The sequence below is a fragment of the Aeribacillus sp. FSL K6-2833 genome (genome assembly GCF_037965815.1).
Lineage (GTDB): Bacteria > Bacillota > Bacilli > Bacillales > Aeribacillaceae > Aeribacillus > Aeribacillus composti.
On sequence record NZ_CP150189.1, the window covers coordinates 185,001 to 207,120 of the forward strand.

19 protein-coding genes, 7 tRNA genes, 2 pseudogenes and 1 CRISPR repeat array (1 of these 29 running past the window's edge) are annotated in these 22,120 nt (G+C 39.5%); of the genes and pseudogenes, 21 read left to right on the plus strand and 7 right to left on the minus strand.

Features of this window, described 5'->3' with window-relative positions; genetic code table 11:
- Positions 1-163 precede the first annotated feature (163 nt).
- The 4 genes and pseudogenes from NSQ94_RS01030 to NSQ94_RS01045 all read left to right on the plus strand — a co-directional run.
- A pseudogene (locus tag NSQ94_RS01030) lies at positions 164-501 on the plus strand (transposase); the annotation flags it as partial.
- Positions 502-756: 255 nt separating this feature from the next.
- The gene (locus NSQ94_RS01035; RefSeq protein WP_063388963.1) at positions 757-1,320 is read left to right on the plus strand and encodes a DUF6431 domain-containing protein; all 564 of its coding nucleotides are present in this window, start codon (positions 757-759) and stop codon (positions 1,318-1,320) included.
- Between the two features lie 140 nt (positions 1,321-1,460).
- The gene (locus tag NSQ94_RS01040; protein WP_311066471.1) at positions 1,461-2,711 is read left to right on the plus strand and encodes an IS481 family transposase; all 1,251 of its coding nucleotides are present in this window, start codon (positions 1,461-1,463) and stop codon (positions 2,709-2,711) included.
- Entirely contained in the window at positions 2,704-3,504 is an 801-nt protein-coding gene (locus NSQ94_RS01045) for an AAA family ATPase (protein WP_063389145.1), read from the plus strand. The genes NSQ94_RS01040 and NSQ94_RS01045 overlap by 8 nt, the downstream gene beginning before the upstream one ends.
- A gap of 189 nt (positions 3,505-3,693) precedes the next feature.
- On the opposite strand, the gene NSQ94_RS01050 is transcribed toward NSQ94_RS01045, so the two are convergent.
- From NSQ94_RS01050 to NSQ94_RS01075, 6 genes are all read right to left on the minus strand, one after another.
- Entirely contained in the window at positions 3,694-4,341 is a 648-nt protein-coding gene (locus tag NSQ94_RS01050; RefSeq protein ID WP_130158826.1) for an ATP-binding cassette domain-containing protein, read from the minus strand.
- 32 nt (positions 4,342-4,373) lie between these two features.
- Positions 4,374-5,153 carry a hypothetical protein gene (locus NSQ94_RS01055; protein ID WP_339229915.1) on the minus strand — a complete coding sequence of 260 codons (780 nt, stop codon included), beginning with the start codon at positions 5,151-5,153 and terminating at the stop codon, positions 4,374-4,376.
- 2 nt (positions 5,154-5,155) lie between these two features.
- Positions 5,156-5,923, minus strand: coding sequence for a hypothetical protein (locus NSQ94_RS01060; protein WP_339229916.1), 768 nt, complete (start codon positions 5,921-5,923; stop codon positions 5,156-5,158).
- 52 nt (positions 5,924-5,975) lie between these two features.
- A complete protein-coding gene (locus NSQ94_RS01065) occupies positions 5,976-6,761 on the minus strand; it encodes a hypothetical protein (protein ID WP_144598454.1) in 786 nt (261 codons plus the stop codon).
- Positions 6,762-6,903: 142 nt separating this feature from the next.
- The gene (locus NSQ94_RS01070) at positions 6,904-7,248 is read right to left on the minus strand and encodes a hypothetical protein (RefSeq protein WP_339229918.1); all 345 of its coding nucleotides are present in this window, start codon (positions 7,246-7,248) and stop codon (positions 6,904-6,906) included.
- A 239-nt stretch (positions 7,249-7,487) separates the two neighbouring features.
- The gene (locus NSQ94_RS01075) at positions 7,488-8,126 is read right to left on the minus strand and encodes a response regulator transcription factor (RefSeq protein WP_144598452.1); all 639 of its coding nucleotides are present in this window, start codon (positions 8,124-8,126) and stop codon (positions 7,488-7,490) included.
- A 298-nt stretch (positions 8,127-8,424) separates the two neighbouring features.
- Here NSQ94_RS01075 and NSQ94_RS01080 point away from each other — a divergent pair.
- The 11 genes and pseudogenes from NSQ94_RS01080 to NSQ94_RS01130 all read left to right on the plus strand — a co-directional run.
- A pseudogene (locus NSQ94_RS01080) lies at positions 8,425-8,526 on the plus strand (hypothetical protein); the annotation flags it as partial.
- 5 nt (positions 8,527-8,531) lie between these two features.
- Complete coding sequence (locus NSQ94_RS01085; RefSeq protein ID WP_066251733.1) at positions 8,532-8,723, plus strand: hypothetical protein; 192 nt, start codon at positions 8,532-8,534, stop codon at positions 8,721-8,723.
- Between the two features lie 270 nt (positions 8,724-8,993).
- Positions 8,994-9,068: transfer RNA gene (locus NSQ94_RS01090), tRNA-Glu, on the plus strand.
- Position 9,069: 1 nt separating this feature from the next.
- Positions 9,070-9,145, plus strand: a tRNA-Val gene (locus NSQ94_RS01095).
- Between the two features lie 95 nt (positions 9,146-9,240).
- A tRNA-Thr gene (locus NSQ94_RS01100) sits at positions 9,241-9,313 on the plus strand.
- Between the two features lie 12 nt (positions 9,314-9,325).
- Positions 9,326-9,410: transfer RNA gene (locus NSQ94_RS01105), tRNA-Tyr, on the plus strand.
- A 108-nt stretch (positions 9,411-9,518) separates the two neighbouring features.
- Positions 9,519-9,593 (plus strand) — tRNA-Gln (locus NSQ94_RS01110).
- A 358-nt stretch (positions 9,594-9,951) separates the two neighbouring features.
- A tRNA-Lys gene (locus NSQ94_RS01115) sits at positions 9,952-10,027 on the plus strand.
- Between the two features lie 5 nt (positions 10,028-10,032).
- Positions 10,033-10,104, plus strand: a tRNA-Gly gene (locus NSQ94_RS01120).
- Between the two features lie 508 nt (positions 10,105-10,612).
- Positions 10,613-10,831 (plus strand): 2-hydroxymuconate tautomerase family protein, encoded by a 219-nt coding sequence (locus NSQ94_RS01125; RefSeq protein ID WP_066251730.1) that lies wholly within the window; start codon positions 10,613-10,615, stop codon positions 10,829-10,831.
- 143 nt (positions 10,832-10,974) lie between these two features.
- Entirely contained in the window at positions 10,975-12,156 is a 1,182-nt protein-coding gene (locus NSQ94_RS01130; protein WP_063388773.1) for an IS701 family transposase, read from the plus strand.
- Between the two features lie 121 nt (positions 12,157-12,277).
- Here NSQ94_RS01130 and NSQ94_RS01135 read toward each other — a convergent pair whose 3' ends face one another.
- Complete coding sequence (locus tag NSQ94_RS01135) at positions 12,278-13,063, minus strand: MerR family transcriptional regulator (RefSeq protein ID WP_339229921.1); 786 nt, start codon at positions 13,061-13,063, stop codon at positions 12,278-12,280.
- 304 nt (positions 13,064-13,367) lie between these two features.
- Here NSQ94_RS01135 and sigW point away from each other — a divergent pair, with 304 nt between their 5' ends.
- The 6 genes from sigW (at position 13,368) to glmS (ending at position 20,651) form a co-directional block, all read left to right on the plus strand.
- Positions 13,368-13,931, plus strand: coding sequence for an RNA polymerase sigma factor SigW (gene sigW / locus NSQ94_RS01140; RefSeq protein ID WP_063388712.1), 564 nt, complete (start codon positions 13,368-13,370; stop codon positions 13,929-13,931).
- Between the two features lie 14 nt (positions 13,932-13,945).
- On the plus strand, positions 13,946-14,548 hold the full coding sequence (locus NSQ94_RS01145) for an anti-sigma factor (RefSeq protein ID WP_063388713.1): 603 nt from the start codon (positions 13,946-13,948) through the stop codon (positions 14,546-14,548).
- Positions 14,549-14,704: 156 nt separating this feature from the next.
- Positions 14,705-15,523 carry a diadenylate cyclase CdaA gene (cdaA, locus tag NSQ94_RS01150; RefSeq protein WP_063388714.1) on the plus strand — a complete coding sequence of 273 codons (819 nt, stop codon included), beginning with the start codon at positions 14,705-14,707 and terminating at the stop codon, positions 15,521-15,523.
- Complete coding sequence (locus NSQ94_RS01155) at positions 15,516-16,874, plus strand: CdaR family protein (RefSeq protein WP_063388715.1); 1,359 nt, start codon at positions 15,516-15,518, stop codon at positions 16,872-16,874. Before cdaA ends, NSQ94_RS01155 begins: the two co-directional genes overlap by 8 nt.
- 29 nt (positions 16,875-16,903) lie before the next feature.
- On the plus strand, positions 16,904-18,250 hold the full coding sequence (gene glmM / locus NSQ94_RS01160) for a phosphoglucosamine mutase (RefSeq protein WP_063388716.1): 1,347 nt from the start codon (positions 16,904-16,906) through the stop codon (positions 18,248-18,250).
- Between the two features lie 598 nt (positions 18,251-18,848).
- On the plus strand, positions 18,849-20,651 hold the full coding sequence (gene glmS / locus NSQ94_RS01165; protein WP_327848513.1) for a glutamine--fructose-6-phosphate transaminase (isomerizing): 1,803 nt from the start codon (positions 18,849-18,851) through the stop codon (positions 20,649-20,651).
- Between the two features lie 1,176 nt (positions 20,652-21,827).
- Positions 21,828-22,120: a CRISPR direct-repeat array (repeat unit 30 nt; unit sequence GCTTCAATTCCTCATAGTTAAGATAAAAAC); it runs 5 nt beyond the window's last position.

Below are 22,120 nucleotides of genomic sequence, written 5' to 3' on the forward strand. Positions count from 1 at the left end.
AAGATCTTTTATATTATTTTTAAAAAAAATATAAAAGATCTCGATAAAATTTATGTCGGGCAAAAGGATGATGTATAAAGTTTTGTGTAAGGGATTTTGCTAGACCTAAAGAAAAAGGTAGGGTATTCTCTGATTTGGCTAAATATTCCAGAGAACCCTACCTATGTCTAAAAGTATACCGAATGGTGACTGGGCTAATCAACAGGAAAGTACCATTCGTCAGTTTGTGAATGAAAAATTAGAGCTGATTATGTGGGAAGAAATGAAACATTTCCTCGAGATTGAACAAGCTGGAACATTGAATATGAGAAACGGCTACTATTAACGAAATCCAGATGCACAATACGGTCGGATTACCGGAACGGAGAATTTCAAACGCATTTGTTCCCCCTCCCTTACCAACGCCATACCGGCTGGCTCGAGGAAGCGATCATCAAGATGTATCAAAATGACATGAGTACATGTGAAATTAGCAAGTTTAACGAACGAATTTTAGGAAATGCCAATCGTTTTGACTTGAGTTCCAAAGAATTCGGTGACATCTGCCGTTTAGCCATTGAACTGTCTTTTCAAGTGCTTCAAGTAGAATGTATGAATTCAATCCTTTTTTGGAATGACTGATTAATGTAAATTATCATTTTATCTCCGCATAAAAAGCCTTCTTTTTTGCAAATTCCTTCGGGATGTTCTTCTCCCCTTTTCTGAAAGAGTGTGCTAAATTTTTAGTAAATTGTTTCGGAGGGGGAGAACGAGACCGTGATTCGATTGTACGACTTTGGAATCGATGTGCAAACCTATGCGGACTTAGGAAAACAGAATGCTTTTCCGTCGATCCATCGTTGTCCACATTGCCAAGTCAAGCGAACCCTTTACCGTCACGGCTATTATGAACGAAATGCATTAATGGGACAAGAAGCCTATCGGATTTGGATTGCTCGTTATCGATGCACGATATGCCAAAAGACGGTTACGGTGCTTCCCACGTTTCTCTTCCCTTATTTCCAATACACGATTTGGACGATCCTCCCATGCATCAACGAGCGCCTCTCGTTTCTCTTAGACAAGGGGACACGTTCGTCAAGGTTCTTTCCTACCCGACAAGGAGTCTATTTTTATATGCGTCGACTACTCTCCAACTTACCGTGGCTTCGTTGGTTTTTTCAAACCAAAGGGAAGCGAATTCTTGGGTTGTCCGATGAACCACTCGTTCAAGCACAGGAGTGGATTCAAAAAATGGAGGAGGTCTGTTTGGAAAAACTCATCCAAGCGATGTGGAATGAACAATCTACCCATTTTTTAGCGAATAGATTCGGTGCCTAATTTGTTTCTTTTTGGATCTATTTCCAAAAGCAATCGATTCCACAAACCTTTTGCGTCGACGAGTGGAAAGTGATGGGTTATGATGAAGGCAGGACGAACCTGTTGGTTCTTCCGCAAAATCGAAGAAGGAGGAAACCCTGATGGACGAATCGGTGAGACAAGAAATCGCCCTATTTCGGTATGGATTGATCGCACCGTTAGTCAATGGGCAGGTGGATCGGACATCGTACCTGAAGGAGGTGTCAACGCGCATGCATTGGGTTCCGCACTATGGAGAGAAACGGATCGCAGCGAAGACGATTCTAGATTGGTGCACGCAGTACAAAAAAGGGGGCTTTGAGGCGCTGAAGCCAAAACGACGGTCAGACCGTGGTCATTCCCGAAGGCTGTCACCTGAAGACGAAGATCATATTTTAACCCTAAGAAAAAAACTTCCCCACATGCCCGTGACGGTGTTTTACCAACACCTTATTGAGCAGGGGGAAATCGAAAAACAACTTGTATCTTACTTTACTATATATCGATTGTGCAAAAAATACAACCTCGTGGGGAAAGAAATTTTACCGATTCCTGAACGAAAACGGTTTGCGTACGATCGAGTCAATGAGTTATGGCAAGGGGATTTGTCCCATGGTCCAATGATACGAGAGAATGGAAAAGCGCAAAAAACATTTTTGATTGCCTACATCGATGACTGTTCGCGGGTCGTACCGTACGCTCAGTTTTTCTCTTCCGAGAAATTTGACGGGTTGCGGATCGTGACCAAAGAAGCGCTGCTTCGGTACGGGAAGCCGAAACGAATTTATTCGGACAACGGCAAAATTTATCGATCGGAGACACTACAATATGCTTGCGCAGAATTAGGGATCACGCTCATTCATACGCAGCCATATGATCCACAGAGCAAAGGGAAAATCGAGCGATTTTTTAAGACGGTGCAAACTAGGTTTTCCCCGTTGTTGGAGATGAAACCGGCTACGTCGCTTCAAGAGCTGAACGAACGCTTCTGGAAGTGGCTCGAAAAAGACTACCACCGGAAGCCCCATGCGTCGTTAGACGGAAAAACGCCGCATGAAGTGTTTCAATCGCAAGTGCAAGTAGTATCATTCGTGGAGGATGCGACTTGGCTGGATACGGTCTTTTTGAAGCGAGAGTTTCGCAAAGTGAAAGCCGATGGGACGATTACGTTAAACAAACAGCTGTATGAGGTTCCACCTCGGTTTATCGGACAATCAGTGGAAATTCGGTATGATGAGCAAGGGGTGTATGTATACGAAGACGGCAAAGAAGCAGCGAAAGCGACGCTGGTGCGTCTGCACGATAATGCCCACGTGAAACGCCATCGATCGCCATTTACGGGACTAGGAAAGGAGGAAGGAACGGATGTATAAAACGTTCTACTCCCTTTCTCGAGAGCCGTTTTCGAAAGACACAAGTCCGTCTGAAGCATATCGAGGGTCTTCTTACGAAGAGGCATTACATGCATTGGATTACGTGAAACGAACGAAAGGAATCGGTCTACTGACAGGAGAGCCGGGGGTGGGGAAAACGTTCGCCCTTCGGACGTTCAAAGAATCGTTACATCCTTCGTTGTATCACGTGGTGTATTTCCCGTTATCAACGGGTGGTGTGATGGATTTTTATCGAGGACTAGCCTTAGGGTTAGGCGAGGAGCCGAAATACCGCAAGGTGGACTTGTTTTACCAAATTCAACAAGGAATCGAACGAATGTATCATGAACGTCGAATCACCCCTGTGATTCTGCTTGATGAAATGCATCTAGCGAAAGATGCGTTTTTGCAGGATATCGCCATTCTGTTTAATTTTCACATGGATTCAACGAATCCGTTCGTGTTGATTTTGGCAGGGCTGCCGCACTTACAGATACGACTGCGCTTGAATCACCATCGTCCGCTTCAGCAACGAATCATCATGCGATATCGGATGGGGACACTCTCCAAAGAAGAAGTGGCAGCGTACATTGAGCAGCGAATGAAGCAAGCAGGGGTAAAACACTCGATTTTTACCCCTGCGGCTCTAGAGGCAATTGCCCTACAGTCGCAAGGATGGCCACGAGTCATCAATACGTTAACGACTACCTGCCTTTTATACGGCTACCAGCTAAAAAAAGACGTGATTGACGAAGAAATTGTTCGAATGGCGGTGGAGGAAACAGGGGCATAATGAAAGGGGCCGAACGGCTCCTTTTGGTTTTACGATTCTCGTCTGAAATAGTGCGCAAACAATCGGAAAAAGCGTGCAAAATCGGAGAGAATTCGCAAACATTTTTAGAGGTATTTCCGATTTTAGTCCAAAATAATTTGAAAAAAGTGGTTCTAAAATAGTGTGCTAATTTACATGATTAAGTGAAATCTAGAGTTTATTTACTTCCACAAGTGTTTTATTATCAAATTCGTACACTTTATCACATAGTATGTGAATATCCTCACTGATATGACTCGCCAATAAGATGGTTGTCCCCTGTTTTTTCAATGACAACAGCAATTCTCTTATCTGTTTGACTCCTGTTTTATCCAGACCGTTCATTGGTTCATCTAGTATGAGTATTTTCGGCTTCTCCATAATTGCTTGTGCGATACCCAATCTTTGTTTCATACCTAAAGAATATTTTTTCACACTTTTCTTGCTGTTCGGATCTAGACCGACACTTTGAATTGCTTCTATAATCTCCTTATCACTAATCTTATTGCGTATAGAAGCTAAGTATTTTAAATTTTTAAATCCGGAGTAATCGGACAAGAATCCTGGTGTCTCGATAACAGCACCAACTTCAGTGGGAAAGTCAATATCCTTCCCTAAAATATTTCCAAAAATTTTTATTTCTCCTTGGTCTGGGAGTAAAATGCCGCAAAGTATCTTAAAGAAAACTGATTTACCACTCCCATTATGCCCGACAAACCCGTAAATCTTTGCTTCTTCAATATCAAGATTTATATTATTAAATACTTTCTCCTTTTTAAATGTTTTGCTCAAGTTCCTTACCTGCAATACAACTGCCATAGTTTATCACCTTTCCTTGAAAATTCAGCAATCTAACGTCGCGTCATAACGCGATACGACAAATAAATGAACAGAAGAATCCATAAAACATGAAAAATGACAAAACCAGCGATTGAATGACTCCCGCTACCTGGAGCCAACACGTCATAGTATACAAGTCTGCCATGGCTTCCAATCCATAAATTCACATTCCCCAAAATGAAAGGAATGATGTACATTAAAGCAGCAGAGAGGTACCCGTAACCGCTTTTTTGGGTAAGGAGGTTGATATATACTTGCCACAAACTAATACTAAAAGAGCCGATTAGCTGGATAATCCATGAAAGGAATAGAAATAACCATTGTGAATATACATCTTTTGACGATAATTTACCTGCCCAATACTGGACTGTAATATCACCTGACTTATAAATAGAATGCAAAATGAACCAGGACAGACTGTAATAAAAAAATAGGTACACAACATGAATGGCAAATAAGACGGTCAAATGGGACAATGCCCACGCGTTCCTGTTAGATATCCGCAGCAAAGTATACAGTAAATTCTCATGAAAATTGTTTTCCATGTATAAGTCAACAATATACGCTAATACGAAAAAAGGGAGCAATGTATGAATGATCGTTAAAATATCCGCCCCCTCAAACATGGCAAAGTGGAAGATGAATGCATCTATAGTGGATGAGACAAGATCGCCATAATATAGAAGTGTGACCAAATTAGAGATGACGAACACTGCGATCGCCAGAAGCCACTGATGATAAGTAAAGTAGCGCATATTAAACTGAACAAGGGCTTTCCATTCTCTGATCATATTCAAGATCCCCCAAATTCCAGCTTTGATTTTCGCATCCACAAGACGAGAAGCATTAAAACTATTGGAGAAACAGTTGCTGCATTCAACACCATTGCCGATTGGAATCCGTTTTCATTCAGTCTAAGCGTCACGAGATAACCGTTATGGATATACAAAAACGGAACATACGATACAAAAAACCTATAAGCAAATAAATGGTTAATAACAAGAAGCATCACCGTCACCGATACTGCTTTGACGATGCGATAACCATCGGCTGACGCATAAACAAACAAATATAGGATGCTGAGAAACCAAATACTTAAGACATATCGTATAGCTAATAGAATAAAACCAGTAACTGGTTGTATATGCCCAATAAGCTCCCCATGGTAAAGATTGGAGGATCCTGGACTCCAATGGATGCTATAACCGTATAATAAAAGAGAAATTAGAGTAATAATACAAAGATATACGAGCGTGTACAGTGTACTTATTAAAAATATTAGGAACATTTTGGCAAGTAACCACGTCGATTTTTTATTTAAACGCAGCAGAACATAGAGAGTTATCGGCCGATCATCGCAAATATCACTTAACACAAACAGGAAGAAAAGCAAAAACAAGAACAATTGATAGTAAGGATGATACAGCATATCGAAGATTAAATCCCACATATTGAGGAAACGGTTGTCAATATGCGCTAATTTGCTATTGGCCAGAAAAGTTGCTAAACAAACGAGCAATACAAACAAAACAGCTTTTCGAGTCAGAACTACGTGCTTCACTTTGTGTTTCATATAGTTTAAAAGAGTGGTCTTAGTGCTCAGGGGATTGGCATTAGTCATCAATTCTCACCCGTCTCGTTCTCCAAATAAAAATTACATAACCTGTAATCAAAATCGTGATCATTGACCCGTATACATAGAATGGCGAAACTTCAGGCCATAAATCATACCAGGTGGATGGAGAAAACTGATATTGATCCAGGATGGCTCCTGCGGTAATCTCCCAAATACCGAAAATCAGAAATGGCCCAACGTATACAATTGCTTTCTTCTTGACGAAGGTGGAAAGGCATAAAGCGATACAGGCGAAACACGCTCCAAGCAAAAAATGCGTTAAAAATTTGATCCAAATATACAATTCAGGCTGTGTGTTGAACAATGTGTAGAATATGCCTTCTTCCTGCAGATGTCGATAGGGGGAATCGGCATCATTATTAAAAAAAATAGAAATTATAGCGTAAAAGATAAACTCTGGGATGAAGATAGCAAGCCCCCCAGTTAAAGTGGCGGCCAAGTATTTGTTCCTAACATAATGGTCAAAAGATTTCCTTGTTTGTATAAAGTAATGAAACTTCTGATTCTTTTCTTCTAAATAGGAATCGGCATATGGAAACACAACAATTAAAGGAAAAAATATACCTATGTATGAAAAACTGCTCTCCCAAATATTATATTTGTTGTGTATTTCACCTAAAATATCTTGAATCGCTTGATGATTACCTCGTATATCAGGAGCTTCGGGGTCAAAAAATAAAACATCATACAAATACCTGTCATAAGCTGTCAAAAATATTAATACAAGAGCAAACATACAGGAAACTAACATGCGCTTATTCAATAAACCCCTTTTTAATTCCAGTAAGAGCATCATCTTTCACTCGCTTTCTGATTGATAACTATCAAAACTACTTTAAAAGCATATCGCATTTCTACATTGCAGAAATGCGATATGCTACGGAATCGAAATTGAAAGAGTTAAGTTAATACGTATCTGGGTTCCATTTCCCTTTCATCGTAAAGCGGTCAAATTTACCTCCTTTTTCTTTCCAGATTTTCAAACGGTACTTATAACTGGCCTTAGCGCCATTATTTGTTAATGTATAATTACCAGCCTTTTTAGTATAAAGATTACTACTTCTTTTCGCACCTTCCGAATTTTCCATTCTTACTCCTGCTGTCCAATTCGAATCTATACTAGTAATCTTAACAACTTGATTCTCTTTATCTGTAAATTTCCATGCATAGTTAGTATAAGCACGTCCAGTTAAAAAGTTTGTTGTCACATCAAAATGAAATTTGTAGTTAGCAGCTGATGCAACAGGCACTAATGCTCCTACAGCTAGAATAGAAGTTAAAGCAATTTTTAGCCATTTTTTTTCGCATGAAACCCTCCTCGTTTTTCCACATTTAAAATTCCTGAATTCCCGCGAGAATCCTTCGAGTAAGGTACTAGCTACCTGTTTTTACAGTTCACATTTTCTAACAATACAGAACGGTGATCACCTAAACTTATGATAGAGTAGAATCCACATTTGAAAAAAGTCCCAAATTTTCTTGCCACCTTTTAAATTAACCCCCATTCCCGGGCCTTTCGGGCTGCTTCTTTGCTTCTTTTTTCCCCCGTCTTTTTCAAAATATTAGTAATGTGCTTTTTTATTGTATTAATTTCTACCATTAATATTTCTGCTATTTGTTTTTGCTTATAGCCTTCAGCGATCAGCTTTAATATTTTTTGTTCTGTTTGTGTTAATCTCTCCTTCATATAGTGGATCTCTAGTTGTCTTAAGCGACAAAACTCCTTACGGATAACAGATTCAACATAAGCGCTTTTAAGTGACCATTTTTGATACGCTAAGCGTATTACATTTGGAATATGATTATAGGATTTGTCTATGTAACAGATTGCCCCGGCAATAAAAGCTTCAAAAATCAATCGATTGTCAATCTGATCATTTAAAATAATCAGCTGTGCTTTTGTTTTTTCAGTAACAGATTTTATTACTTTGATTTTTTCTGTATCTTTTACTAATCTGATATTCATTAGTACAATGTTCACATGTAAACGGTTAATAAAATCACTTAAACATTTCAGCTCGCACGTGACTCCTACTATTTCTATGTCGGTCTCATTTTTAACGCTAGAGCAAATTTTTAACAACTCATCTTTGTCTTTCTCAATCAACAGTACATGTATTTTTTTCATAACGCACCTTTTTACACCTCCTTTTGTCTGTTCTTTTTACACATCTCTTCACGCCCGTTGCCTTAAGAAAAACATTGGATAATTCGAAATATCAGTTATAACTTCTTGTGAAGGACTTTCTACTTATTAAAACGTCAGATCTCTCAGAATTGTTTCTGATTTTTTATAATTTTAACCTTTTTTGGAACGTTTTCCCTTAAAAGTAAGCGTCAAATTTAGCCAATCTTCTAGACTCTGTAAGATTATGAGATAATCTCCTCAAGAATAGATATAAGGAGGTTTTTTATAGCAAATCCAGAAATAGCTGAGAGAAAAAGGAATAGACATGACCGGAATGCGTCCAATGGGGAGTACAGAAAGAACGATGAGTGTGTTTGCGAAACATTTGAAAATGGGCGGAACTGGGTGGATCAAGGTACCGGTGCGATGATGACGGCCTTGGTGGCAGCATTAGAAAAAGTTAGTCATCAAAACGCTTATTGGACAAGTAGAAAGATGGAAAAAATCTCAAGAAGCCCATTCAAACAATACATCGAAAAGATCACGAGAACAATAAACGAAGCCACACGTGACCCGTACCATGTACCTAAAAAATAAAGTGAAAACCCTTATCCATCAAGCATTGAAGAGATTAAGTAGGACTAGGAATTACTTTGGGGTTATCTTTATCATTTGTATGCGTTTATTATGGAATCCCTCCTGCAAATGCTTGGCTCAATCTTCATATTGACAATAAACCATTTTTCCTCTATACTAATACTCGTCGATTGCTTAATAAAAAACTTGTGAAGGAAAAATGATTTTATAATTGACAAAAAGCAAATTGTTATATATAATTTAATTTGTCTTTTTGCTAATGATGTTATTGGCCCGTTGGTCAAGTGGTTAAGACACCGCCCTTTCACGGCGGTAACACGGGTTCGAATCCCGTACGGGTCACCATGGAGGATTAGCTCAGCTGGGAGAGCACTTGCCTTACAAGCAAGGGGTCGGCGGTTCGATCCCGTCATCCTCCACCATGTACTAAACAAGCTTTTCTTAAGCAAGTTTAATGAGTTTGGCATAACAATTTAAACAAAGGTAAAAACTGAGTGTGATTTAAAGTATTTATTGCGCCGGTGTAGCTCAATTGGTAGAGCAACTGACTTGTAATCAGTAGGTTGGGGGTTCGATTCCTCTCGCCGGCATTTTTAATAATCGGAGGGGTAGCGAAGTGGCTAAACGCGGCGGACTGTAAATCCGCTCCCTTAGGGTTCGGCGGTTCGAATCCGTCCCCCTCCACCATGCCGAAGAATGTTATGAAACATTGAAATCACATTAAACAACAAAATGTTGTATAAAGTGATTTTTTTATTGGTACAATATAATTAGTCAAGAGATGAATGGTGATATTGGGCTATAGCCAAGCGGTAAGGCAACGGACTTTGACTCCGTGATGCGCTGGTTCGAATCCAGCTAGCCCAGCCATTTATTATAAAAAGACAGTTCATGTCTGTTCTTTTTTTTGTAAAAATGTTAGATAGAAAGTAAGATTTAACTAGATTTTACAAAGGGCGAAGTCTCGTCGAATAAGCAGCGATTTGTCCCGACGCATCTAACATCCTCGAAAAATCAGGAAGAGGAAGGGACATCTGACAAATTTTAAAATGGATTAGAAGAAAAAAATTTTTTTACGAGCCATTAGCTCAGTCGGTAGAGCAACGAGCAAGGCTTCATCGAATAGGCGACGAGTTGTCCCGACGCATCTAACATCCTCGAAAGATCAGGAAGAGGAAGGGACATCTGACAAATTTTAAAATGGATTAGAAGAAAAAAATTTTTTTATGAGCCATTAGCTCAGTCGGTAGAGCATCTGACTTTTAATCAGAGGGTCGGAGGTTCGAATCCTCCATGGCTCACCATTTGTGCGGAAGTAGTTCAGTGGTAGAACACCACCTTGCCAAGGTGGGGGTCGCGGGTTCGAGTCCCGTCTTCCGCTTTTAAATTCAATAGGGAAAACTTTATAAAATAAGATGAACTTAATTCCTGACAAGAAATTGTCAGGATTTTTTTATTTGAAATGTTACTAATCCTTCGATTATATCTAATCCTCGCTTTTGAATCTCAAAATAATGATATGTAGGAGCATTCTCCTTTTTAGTCCCATAACAGCCTTTTAAATTTGGATATACCATTGAAGTCGAATTGTATTTTTCCTTTTAGTATTGGTAATGCGGTTGTTCCTAAATGGAACCATGACCTAAATGATTTTTTGTTGATTTTAAAAATTAGTCTCATTTCCAGAAGATTGTTGCTGTAGAGGATGATTTGTGTAAAACATTTTGCATACAATGACTGCCCAGCAAAGGTTTTTACGGGTGTTGTGACGAAGTATATCGACAAACTTCTGTCTTGTTTCATTTTTTGAAATAGCACAGATCCGGATGAGGACGAATAAATTTCGACACCATTTATAAATTCAAACGGCTTAAAGGAGTTGTGATTCGATGCCTTTTATCAACGTAAAGCTGGCTAAAGGAAGAACTGCAGAACAGAAACAGCAGTTTACTGAGGCAATAACAAAAGCAGCAGCGCAAATACTAAACGTGAAAGAAGAATGGGTTACAGTAGTTTTCGATGAATATGAAAGAGATAATTGGGCTTCCGGCGGAACACTTCACTCGATAAAATTTGGGGAAGGTTTCGGGAAAATGGGAGCTGAATGAATATCCATCATCCTCTAATTCAAACTGTAGATGAGCAAATTCACTAACATAAATTTACATCCGAACAAAAAAGGAGACATGAACCCGATTCCTTGATTAGAATAGATGTGTCACCAAACCATTCTCAAGGAGGTTCATGTCTCATGAATAGACTACCACATCACCAAGGAATCGACAAGTTTTTCGCAATGTTGGGGCTGGCCCTTTATTTCTCTAAGCCGGTCATGAAGCATCTCGTTCATATTATCGATGCGCTGACAACGAAAGGATTTGTGGGAACCTTGACCGATCTGCATCATGAGAGCTTTCATCCCAACCATCGAACGACACTGAGCCATTTTTTCACGAAAAGCCCTTGGGATGAAGAAATCTTGCTTCGCAAACTCCAGCAGTGGATGCTTCGTCATGTGGAACGAACGGCCAAGCGAAAGAATCACCCCATTTTTGTTTCGATCGATGATACGATCTGCCGAAAAACGAAGCCTTCGTCACAGGCGAAACACGCTATTGAAGGGTGTAATTGGCATTATTCTCACGCGGACAAAAAGTCGATTTGGGGACACTCTCTCGTCTGGCTCATGGTTCATACGATGACGCAAGCCTTTCCCTTTGCGTTTCGCCTCTACGACAAGGCGGATGGGAAAAGCAAGGGTCAATGGGCCATCGAGATGCTTTCTTCTTTGGATGTGCACGGTTCTGTTTATGTGCTGATGGATTCTTGGTACCCATCGAAAACACTCGTGGAAGCCTGCCTGAAAAAAGGATTCCACGTCATTGCGATGCTCAAGACGAATCGGGTTCTTTATCCAAAAGGCATCGCCATCCAAGCCAAACAGTTTGCCCGCTATATCGAACCGAACGACACCCATCTCGTCACGGTGGGAGAAGAGCGTTATCGCGTGTATCGCTACGAGGGAGCGCTGAAAGGTCTCGATGATGCCGTTGTGTTGTTGGCTTGGAAAGCCGATCAGCCGATGACACCTGAACATCTTCACTGCGTCTTGAGCACCGACCGGGAGCTAAGCGATGAAGAGATCTTGCGCTACTATGCCCAGCGTTGGTCGATCGAATGCTTTTTTCGACAAGCGAAAGACCAGCTGAAGCTCGATGGGTACCGCGTTCGTCAACGTCGGGCGGTGAAACGGTATTGGATCTTGGTGCAACTCGCTTATGTGTACAGTATGGTCGAATCCAACAGCGATTTCTCTACCGGGCTTGACTTCCTTCGAAAGAAGAAAGGACATAGCCTCGTGGAGTTTATTTACGATGCAGCGAAACAAGATATTCCCATTGATGTCGTTAAAAAACAGCTTCATGTGGCATAAGGGGTACTCCGTTTGTCTCTTTTTACATGGTAATTATTGTAATGAAAATTGCTCAACTACAGTTCAAAGATAAAAAATGACCTCCCCAATTGGAAAAGGGAAGGTGAAGTTTTTTTATTTGCTAAAGTCGGTCAATATTTTCATCTTGGAGAAGCCCAGCTTTCATCGCATAATGTTCCATCACTTGCTGAAGCCACTCCTCTTCCTCCTGTGTAAATGGAGATGCCAATTTATTTTCAATAGTTTTAATTTCAGCTTCATCTAAATTCCCGATAGCACTAATTAATTCTTTTCCGATAAATTCTAATATTGTTTTCATATATTTTTCGACTAACGCTTCTACCTCAGGATCATCGACAGGTCTTCCTGCCAATCTTTTTGTTTCTTGGGATAATTGGATGTATTCTTTGTCAAGGGAGATCATTACCTCTTCAGGCTGATCAAAAAGCTTTTCAGCTACTTCTTTTGACGTATAATGTTCTAACCATTTGCGCTGTTCTTTTTCTGTTTGTATGCTCTGAATAAGACTCATTAAAACATTGCTATCCACTTCTTTTTCTTCTTCTAAAATCGTGAGAATTCGTTTAATGGCTTTGAGCACTTCTTCAATATGTTCCTTTCGTTCTTCAAGCGCTTCTTTTTGGAACTGTAAAGTTTCCTTTAAGTTTAAATCGAAGTTGGTTTCATTAATTAACTCTTTGATTTGTTCTAAACTGTATCCTAAAAATTTAAGACTGACTATTTTTTGAAGTGTCAATACATCATGAGCAGAGTATAATCGGTGTCCAGAACGAGGATTTTTTTTCGGTTTGAGCAGTCCAATTTGATCATAATAATGCAATGTTCGGATTGTTGTTCCCGTCTTTTTAGAAAATTCGCCAATCGTAAAGTAAGTCTCTTCCTTCATTTTAACATCGCCCCCAAAATACTTATCTTTATAAACCTATTGTGATCATAATACCTAACGCGGCGTGAGGTGCAACCCCTCTGAAAAAATTTGTAATGTCATATTTCATTATGACAAGTTGGACGTTTCTTTATAAAAAGCCCAGAAATGGGAATAAGAAAGGTTTTTGCTACAAAAGGAAAAAATTTTTCTTGCAGATGAAAACATAAATTCCTAAAATTTGCTAGAATAGATTTATAAAAAAATGAAACCTTTGGGGAACGAATTCGTATCATGATGTACCCGCAACTGCGGAGGTAGAAAAATGGAAGAATTTATAAATAAAAAGATCAAACAAATTAAAAAAGGCGACCAAAATGCATTTGCAGAAGTTGTTGAATTATATAAAGATAAAATTTTTCAACTTTGTTATCGAATGCTGGGAAACGTCCATGAAGCTGAGGACATAGCACAGGAAGCATTTATAAGAGTGTATATGAACATCCATTCATTTGATATGAACAAAAAATTTTCTACATGGATTTATCGGATTGCAACCAATTTATCGATTGATCGTATTCGGAAAAAGAAGCCGGACTATTATTTAGATGCAGAAGTTGCGGGGACTGATGGCTTAACAATGTACTCCCAAGTATCATCTGATATTGCAATGCCTGAAAAAGAAGTTGAAGCAATTGAACTGCAAGAAACGATTCAAAAGGAAATTTTAAAACTGCCGGATAAATATCGATCAGTCATCGTATTGAGATATATTGAGGAGCTATCCTTGCAAGAAATCGCAGAGATATTGGAACTTCCAGTCGGAACAGTTAAAACAAGAATACACCGGGGACGGGAGGCTTTACGCAAACAATTAAGGCATTTGTGATTGGGGTGAGTAAGATGAAATGTCCTAAGCATGTAGTGGAGATGATCCATAAGTATTTGGACGGGGATTTGCATGAGGATGAAGGCCGTGAGTTAAAAAAACACTTGCAATCTTGTGAGGATTGCAAGGCACATTATCAAGAATTGGAAAAAGCTGTAGCGTTTGTCAAGAGTATCTCACATGTTGAAGCACCGGCAGATTTTACGCAAAAGGTGTTAGAAAAATTGCCGAAAGAAAAGCGTACGGTCTCAACTAGACGCTGGTTCCGAAATCATCCTTTCTTTTCAGCCGCTGCACTATTTGTTATTCTAATGACTGGAAGTTTATTTGCTTCTTATGAAGAAAGCCAATTCAGCGTAACAAAGTATGATAATTTGGTTGTTGACAACCGTACTGTTATTGTGCCTGAAGGAGAAACGGTGAAAGGTGATATTACTGTTAAAAACGGTGATATTAAAATAGAAGGAAAAGTTGAAGGAAATGTAACGGTGATTAACGGAGACCAATATTTGGCTTCTGCCGGTCAAGTTACCGGAGAGGTTGAGGAAATAAACGAATTGTTTGAGTGGCTGTGGTATGAAGTAAAATCGACTCTGTCAGAGGTTTTTAAACAATAGGCCATCTTTAGTAGGATGGTCTATTTTTATGTTTAAGTGCATTTAGGAAAAGTTATGATATAATAAAGTGGAATTTTGATTAGAGAGATTTTCAAACCTAGAAGTTTGATTAGAATAGATCAATCGCGATTTGATGAACTATTGGAGGAAAACAATATGACCTTAGGGGATTTTTCTCTTTTGCATTACCTCATAGATGTCATTGATATTCTCCTCGTTTGGTTCGTTATCTATAAATTGATTATGGTGATTCGTGGAACGAAAGCTGTTCAGCTTTTAAAAGGAATTATCGTAATCATTATCGTTAGAGTGTTAAGCCAATATTTAGGCTTGAATACTTTGCAATGGTTAATGGACCAAGTGTTGATTTGGGGTTTTTTGGCTATCATCATTATTTTCCAGCCGGAGTTTCGCAGAGCCCTTGAGCAATTAGGAAGGGGGCGTCTATTTGCAAGGGCAGCTAGCCAGGAAGATGATGGGCAAACAAACATGACCGAAGCAATAGCAAAAGCTGTTGAGTATATGGCGAAAAGGAGAATCGGTGCTCTCATTTCGATTGAACGAAAAATAGGAATGGAGGATTATGTTGAGACCGGTATACCGCTAAATGCCCATATTTCTGCTGAACTATTAATTAATATTTTTATCCCCAATACCCCTTTACATGATGGTGCAGTTATTATACAAAAAGATCAAGTGTCCGCTGCTGCCTGTTATTTGCCGCTTTCCGAAAGCCCGTTTATATCGAAGGAGCTGGGCACACGCCATCGCGCTGCAGTGGGAATTAGTGAAGTAACCGATAGTATAACTATCATTGTTTCTGAAGAAACAGGCGGTATATCGATTGCCAAGGATGGTGAGCTGCATAGACATTTAACTCCAGAAACGTTAAAGGAGATGCTCTTGGCTGAGTTTAACCGTACGAAAGCTGCTTCCTCTAGCCGCTGGCAATGGAGGGTGAAAAAGAATGGATAAATTAATGAATAGCAACTGGTTTATGCGCATCATTGCATTGTTGCTAGCGCTCATGCTATATGCTTCAGTGAATATAGAATCGCCTGCTTCGAATAATGAAGAAAAATACAATATATTTCGGTCGCCATCCACAACCGAAACAGCTACAATTACAGATGTGCCCGTAAACGTATACTATGACGACCGTGCATTTGTTGTCACCGGTATTCCCCAAACCGTCACCGTTACGATTGAAGGGCCCAAAAGTATTGTCACTACGACAAAACAAGTCAAGGACTTTGAAATTTTTGCAGATTTAACGGATTTATCCGTTGGCACGCACAGTGTCCGTTTGAAACATAAAAACTTGTCTGACCAATTGGAGGTTGACATTGATCCGGCTGTCATTACAGTAGGTATTCATGAAAAGGTATCTGAAAATTTTCCGGTTGAAGTGGATGTTATTAATAAAAACAAAATGAAGGAAGGCTACATTGCGGAGCGTCCGATTGTTAAACCGGACAGTGTAAAAATTACAGGCGCAAAAGAGCATATTGATGCTGTAGCTGTTGTGAAAGCAACAGTAAGTTTGGAAGGTGCTGATGGAACAGTTGTACAGAAGTCAAAAGTGGCAGTATACGATGCAAATGGGAACATCCTGCCTGTTACAATCGAACCGTCAGCGGTTACCGTAACAGTGCCGGTAGAAAGCCCAACGAAATCGAAATCTGTACCCTTAAAAATCAAAACAACAGGAAAGCTTTCTGATGGACTGAGCATATCATCGATTCAATCGATCCCTAGCCAAGTGACAATTTATGGTCCAAAGGATGTGCTAGAGCAAATAGAGTCTATTGATGATGTATCTGTCGACTTAAGCAAAATCAAAGAAAATGCGACAGTTGAAGCTGATGTTCCGGCTCCGGATGGAGTGACAAACGTAGTCCCGAATAAAGTTCAAATTAAAATAGATATTGAAAAACGAGAAGAAAAGACGTTTAAACAGGTGCCGATCAAAGTCATCGGTTTAGGAAACGATCAGGAAATTGAATTTATTGATCCGGATACAGGAAAGCTGGATGTTGTTTTGCGAGGAAAAGACAGTGTTTTGAAAAACGTAAAAGAATCTGATATCGAATTGTATGTGAATGTTGCAGGGTTAGATGAAGGAGAACATGAAGTAAATGTGGAGGCCAAAAACCGTTACAACCTCTCGACAGTTTTATCGAGTGAAAAAGTGAAGATTCGCTTATCCAATAAAGAAAACTCGTTGGAAGAAGCAGATAATGAAAGAAGAAATCAAATAGAAGAAAATAACGATTCAGTTGAACCATCTGAACAGAAAAAGTCTGCTGAAGAAGCTTCAAATTAAGTGATATTTTTTAAAAGGAGCGATGATTCATGGGAAAATATTTCGGTACAGACGGAGTAAGAGGAGTTGCCAACAGTGAACTCACTCCTGAATTAGCGTTTAAAATAGGACGCTTTGGCGGGTACGTGTTAACAAAAGATAAAAATAGACCAAAAGTGTTGATTGGTCGGGATACCCGCATTTCAGGTCATATGCTTGAGGGTGCTTTAGTTGCCGGGCTTCTTTCCATTGGCGCCGAGGTAATGAGGCTTGGAGTCATTAGCACACCAGGTGTTGCTTATTTGACAAAGGCATTAGGAGCCGAAGCAGGCATCATGATCTCCGCTTCGCATAATCCTGTTCAAGATAACGGAATAAAATTTTTTGGCCCTGATGGTTTTAAGCTTTCCGATGAACAAGAAGAAGAAATTGAAGCGCTGCTCGATCAAGAAGAAGATAACCTTCCTAGACCGACCGGCTCTGATCTGGGGCAAGTGAGCGATTATTTTGAAGGCGTACAAAAATACTTGCAATATTTAAAACAGACGGTTGACGAAGAGTTCACTGGTTTACATATCGCTTTGGACTGTGCGCACGGAGCCACATCATCACTAGCTACACATCTTTTTGCCGACTTGGATGCAGATGTTTCGACAATCGGTGCATCTCCAAATGGTCTGAATATTAACGATGGGGTTGGGTCTACTCATCCAGAAACGTTAGCGGAATTTGTGAAAGAAAAAGAAGCAGATATAGGTTTAGCGTTTGACGGTGATGGGGACCGTTTGATTGCCATTGATGAGAACGGAAAAATTGTTGATGGGGATCAAATTATGTTTATTTGCGCCAAATATTTAAAAGAGCAGGGAATGCTGAACGGGGACACTGTTGTATCGACAGTTATGAGCAACCTAGGCTTTTATAAAGCTTTGGAGGCAAATGGACTAAAAAGCGTTCAAACCGCTGTCGGCGATCGCTATGTTGTCGAAGCGATGAAGAAAAACAACTACAATTTAGGTGGAGAGCAATCCGGACATATTATTTTTCTTGACTACAATACGACGGGTGACGGTCTTTTAACAGCGATTCAGCTTGTCAACATAATGAAGACAAAAGGCAAAAAGCTCTCTGAACTTGCGAGTGAAATGAAAAAATTCCCGCAGCTTTTAATCAATGTAAAGGTGCAGGACAAGCAGGCTGTCATGGAAAATGAAAAAGTAAAAGCTGTTATAGAAGAAGTAGAAAAAGAAATGAACGGAAATGGAAGAATTCTCGTACGTCCTTCCGGAACAGAACCGCTCGTTCGTGTAATGGCCGAAGCGCCGACGGAAGATGAATGCCAGCGGTACGTGAAAAAAATTGTGGAAGTTATCAAAGCGGAAATGGGCGTTGAATGATGAAGAGACGGGGGCTGTCCGGTAAGTCTCTAAAATAAATAAGTGGAGAAAAACAATGCGTTTTTCTCCACTTGCTTTTATTTTTCGATTTTTATCTGAAAGTAGCTGGCGGATGCCGGTTACTTTCAGGAGGTTGTGGGGAGGCAAGCTCCCTTTCTTTATTGAATATTCATTGTATCGAGGAAACGCTTGAAATCATATAATACAATATGGAAAGACAGAAATGAATTGACGAACTGCTTTTCCATATTGTAATATATAAATTGTTTTAGCACATTCTAGAATAGAAAGGTGGGCAGTTAGAAAATTTTTTATTGTAAAGCGCCTGGACTAAGCAGGAGCGGACATCTGCTTAGTTGACGAGGAGGAGGTTTATCGAAGTTTCGGCGGATGCCTCCCGGTTGCCTTCCCGTACAGCCGTAAAGTCACGTCTTAAAACAAAGAGGCGACTCTTTGCACAAAAAGACTGTGACATAACGGGATACATTTTACAAAACATGTGTGAGGGGACAGAGAAGCTTTGATGGCTGGAAAGAGATCTGTCCCCAGTTGTTCAGGCTTCTTTTGTCCCCTTTAAATGGGGAGGAAACTAAAGACTATGTGCGGAATTGTAGGATATATCGGACAACAAGACTGCAAGGAAATTTTATTGCGCGGTTTGGAAAAATTAGAATACAGAGGCTACGACTCTGCAGGTATTGCAGTATTAAACGGAGAAGGAACATATGTATTTAAAGAAAAAGGACGCATTGCGGAGCTTCGTGAAGGTGTGGACAGAAGTGTTTCAGCTTCCATCGGAATTGGCCATACACGGTGGGCTACTCATGGAGCGCCTAGCAAAGAAAATGCGCATCCTCACCAAAGTGCATCCAAACGCTTTACACTTGTGCATAACGGTGTCATTGAAAACTATTTGCAAGTAAAGCGTGAGTATTTACAAAATGTTGAATTAAAAAGTGAAACGGATACGGAAGTTATTGTTCAAACAATTGAACAATTTGTCAACAAAGGTTTAAGTGTCGAAGAAGCATTTCGCCAAACATTATCCTTGTTGAAGGGATCTTATGCGATCGCTCTATTAGATGAAAATGACCGAGACGTGATCTATGTTGCGAAAAACAAAAGCCCTCTTCTTGTGGGACTTGGCGGAGACTTTAATGTTGTTGCTTCAGACGCCATGGCAATGCTGCAAGTAACAAATCAATTTGTCGAATTAATGGATAAAGAAATCGTTATTGTCACCCGTGATCAAGTGACAATCAAAAATTTAAACGGGGACGTAATAGAACGCGCTCCATATACTGCTGAACTTGATGCAAGCGACATTGAAAAAGGAACATACCCTCACTACATGTTGAAAGAAATTGATGAACAACCGCTTGTTATACGTAAAATTATTCAAAAATATCAAGACGAACACGATCAATTAAAAATTGATCAAGAAATTGTTCAAGCTGTTCATGAAGCGGACCGCATTTATATTATAGCGTGCGGAACGAGCTATCACGCAGGGCTTGTAGGAAAGCAATTAATCGAAAAATGGGCAAAAGTACCGACAGAAGTGCACGTTGCCAGTGAATTTTCATACAATATGCCGCTTTTATCAAATAATCCGCTGTTTATTTTCATTTCACAAAGCGGAGAAACGGCAGACAGCCGTGCAGTGCTTGTTCAAGTGAAGGAGCTTGGACATAAAGCATTAACTATAACAAATGTTCCGGGTTCAACTCTTTCCCGTGAGGCGGACTATACGCTGCTGCTTCATGCCGGACCTGAAATTGCGGTTGCGTCTACAAAAGCATATACAGCACAAATTGCGGTTCTTGCCATTTTAGCAGCTGTTGCAGCTGAAACAAAAGGAATCAAGCTTGATTTTAACCTATTGCAAGAACTTGCCATTATTTCGAATGCAATGGAAACACTATGCGGCCAAAAGGATGAAATGGAACAAATTGCCCGAGACTATCTTTTGACAGCTCGAAACTGCTTCTTTATCGGCCGTGCCGTTGACTATTACGTCTGCTTAGAAGGCGCGCTCAAATTAAAAGAAATTTCCTACATTCAAGCGGAAGGATTTGCCGGCGGCGAGTTAAAGCATGGAACCATTGCGTTAATTGAGAACGGAACACCGGTCATTGCTTTATCAACCCAAGAGCATGTAAACTTAAGCATTCGCGGAAATGTAAAAGAAGTTGTTGCCCGCGGTGCATATCCATGCGTTATTTCCATGAAAGGACTTGAAGAAGACGATGACCGTTTCATCTTGCCAAAAGTTCATGAAGATCTAACACCGCTTGTTGCCGTCATTCCAATGCAGCTCATTGCATACTACGCTGCTCTTCACCGCGGCTGCGACGTCGACAAACCACGCAACCTAGCCAAAAGCGTAACAGTCGAATAAAGCAATTGGGCAGTGGATATGTGGCTTTGAATAAAGTCATACCGTTTATAAAAAATTGCACAGTTTTACCCCTTTAGATTATGATTGTCTAAAGGGGTGTTTTTATGTCCAAAAGAAGAACATTTAAAGCTGATTAAAGTAGATCGTGGCTCAAGTATAGGTTTTGATATTGGCATTGGTTAAACATTCAAGACGACCTTTACTAGATCGCTCTGCTCGTTTAAAGGGAATTAAAACGAATAACAGCACAGATTTAGAACGAAACCACTTTTATTTAACTGAATATTCTGATTTTCATCATTGATATTGGAGAACAGTTTCCTTTATTGCCGTTGGAAGAAACAATTGTCATTTCCAATTGTAGTGCCCGGATTAAGCGATAAACCGTTTCCCATCCAGTAATTCCGTCTTCAGTCACTTCATTAAAACCAGCTCTACCGCCATAGGTTTTATTCAGTCATCTTTGAACCTCTAAAACTCTTTCATCCATTCTCCTTTTCTCCTTTCTTTTCTATTAACTTACAATTCAATCTTATTTTGTTTAGAAAAGAGAAAAATATAGTAAAAATCTTTAAAAAGTCAGGAAAAAGTAAACAATTCATTTAATCTTTTTTACGGTGATTTATAAAATTTTTGTAAAGTTATTATTAGCTCAAAAAGTTTAGTTTGTTTTCTGCAAGAAAAAAATACAGAGTGTTGCAGTATATCTTTATCAAAATTTTGAATAAATATACATATATGTATGTGATCTATCCATCAAGGGCTTGACATGGATTCTCTAACGAGAAGCGTGCTTAAATGAAATGTCAGAGAAACAACGTGAAATGTTGATTTATAGGGTGATAACTTAAAGAAGGATTTTAGGAATAGTGGAACATATAAAAGATTGATCAAAGATGCAAATATCGAGTATAAGTAAGCAATCCGAAGATTTTTCCGAGGCTTTTCCGTCAGACTTTCTTTTTCTTCTGCCTAAAATCTCTATAATCCCTTTACCGATGAGATCTCAGACTTTCTTGGTCTTTTTCCTGTGTTGTTTCTCACGGTATAGAATCGAAATTTGAAAATAAGTATTGCAAAAGAATGTTGAGACTTAAGGATCTAGATGTAACTAACGTTTAAATCCCTCATTTCAAAAGTGGAACGAATACTTCTTCTATTAATTATTCATGTAAGGTTTCAATTCCTCATAGTTAAGATAAAAACGCTCATTTTTAGTTAGTTGTGTATCGAATCTTACTGGCTTCAATTCCTCATAGTTAAGATAAAAACCGATATGCGGTGATTTTCCTGATCCGTTTCCAAATGAGCTTCAATTCCTCATAGTTAAGATAAAAACCTGTCCGCATTTTATCCAATTTTTTTGGCTTCAACGGCTTCAATTCCTCATAGTTAAGATAAAAACGATTGAGGAACCGCAAATAGTTGATGGAAATCATACTAAGCTTCAATTCCTCATAGTTAAGATA

Bases quoted from the DNA above. Each gene is read 5' to 3' on its own strand.
- NSQ94_RS01045 (WP_063389145.1), top strand. From the start codon at position 2,704: ATGTATAAAACGTTCTACTCCCTTTCTCGAGAGCCGTTTTCGAAAGAC.
- NSQ94_RS01040 (WP_311066471.1), top strand. From the start codon at position 1,461: ATGGACGAATCGGTGAGACAAGAAATCGCCCTATTTCGGTATGGATTG.
- NSQ94_RS01155 (WP_063388715.1), top strand. From the start codon at position 15,516: ATGGATAAATTAATGAATAGCAACTGGTTTATGCGCATCATTGCATTG.
- glmM (WP_063388716.1), top strand. From the start codon at position 16,904: ATGGGAAAATATTTCGGTACAGACGGAGTAAGAGGAGTTGCCAACAGT.
- NSQ94_RS01050 (WP_130158826.1), bottom strand. From the start codon at position 4,341: ATGGCAGTTGTATTGCAGGTAAGGAACTTGAGCAAAACATTTAAAAAG.
- NSQ94_RS01130 (WP_063388773.1), top strand. From the start codon at position 10,975: ATGAATAGACTACCACATCACCAAGGAATCGACAAGTTTTTCGCAATG.
- glmS (WP_327848513.1), top strand. From the start codon at position 18,849: ATGTGCGGAATTGTAGGATATATCGGACAACAAGACTGCAAGGAAATT.
- NSQ94_RS01135 (WP_339229921.1), bottom strand. From the start codon at position 13,063: ATGAAGGAAGAGACTTACTTTACGATTGGCGAATTTTCTAAAAAGACG.
- NSQ94_RS01125 (WP_066251730.1), top strand. From the start codon at position 10,613: ATGCCTTTTATCAACGTAAAGCTGGCTAAAGGAAGAACTGCAGAACAG.
- NSQ94_RS01055 (WP_339229915.1), bottom strand. From the start codon at position 5,153: ATGATCAGAGAATGGAAAGCCCTTGTTCAGTTTAATATGCGCTACTTT.
- NSQ94_RS01075 (WP_144598452.1), bottom strand. From the start codon at position 8,126: ATGAAAAAAATACATGTACTGTTGATTGAGAAAGACAAAGATGAGTTG.
- NSQ94_RS01145 (WP_063388713.1), top strand. From the start codon at position 13,946: ATGAAATGTCCTAAGCATGTAGTGGAGATGATCCATAAGTATTTGGAC.
- cdaA (WP_063388714.1), top strand. From the start codon at position 14,705: ATGACCTTAGGGGATTTTTCTCTTTTGCATTACCTCATAGATGTCATT.
- sigW (WP_063388712.1), top strand. From the start codon at position 13,368: ATGGAAGAATTTATAAATAAAAAGATCAAACAAATTAAAAAAGGCGAC.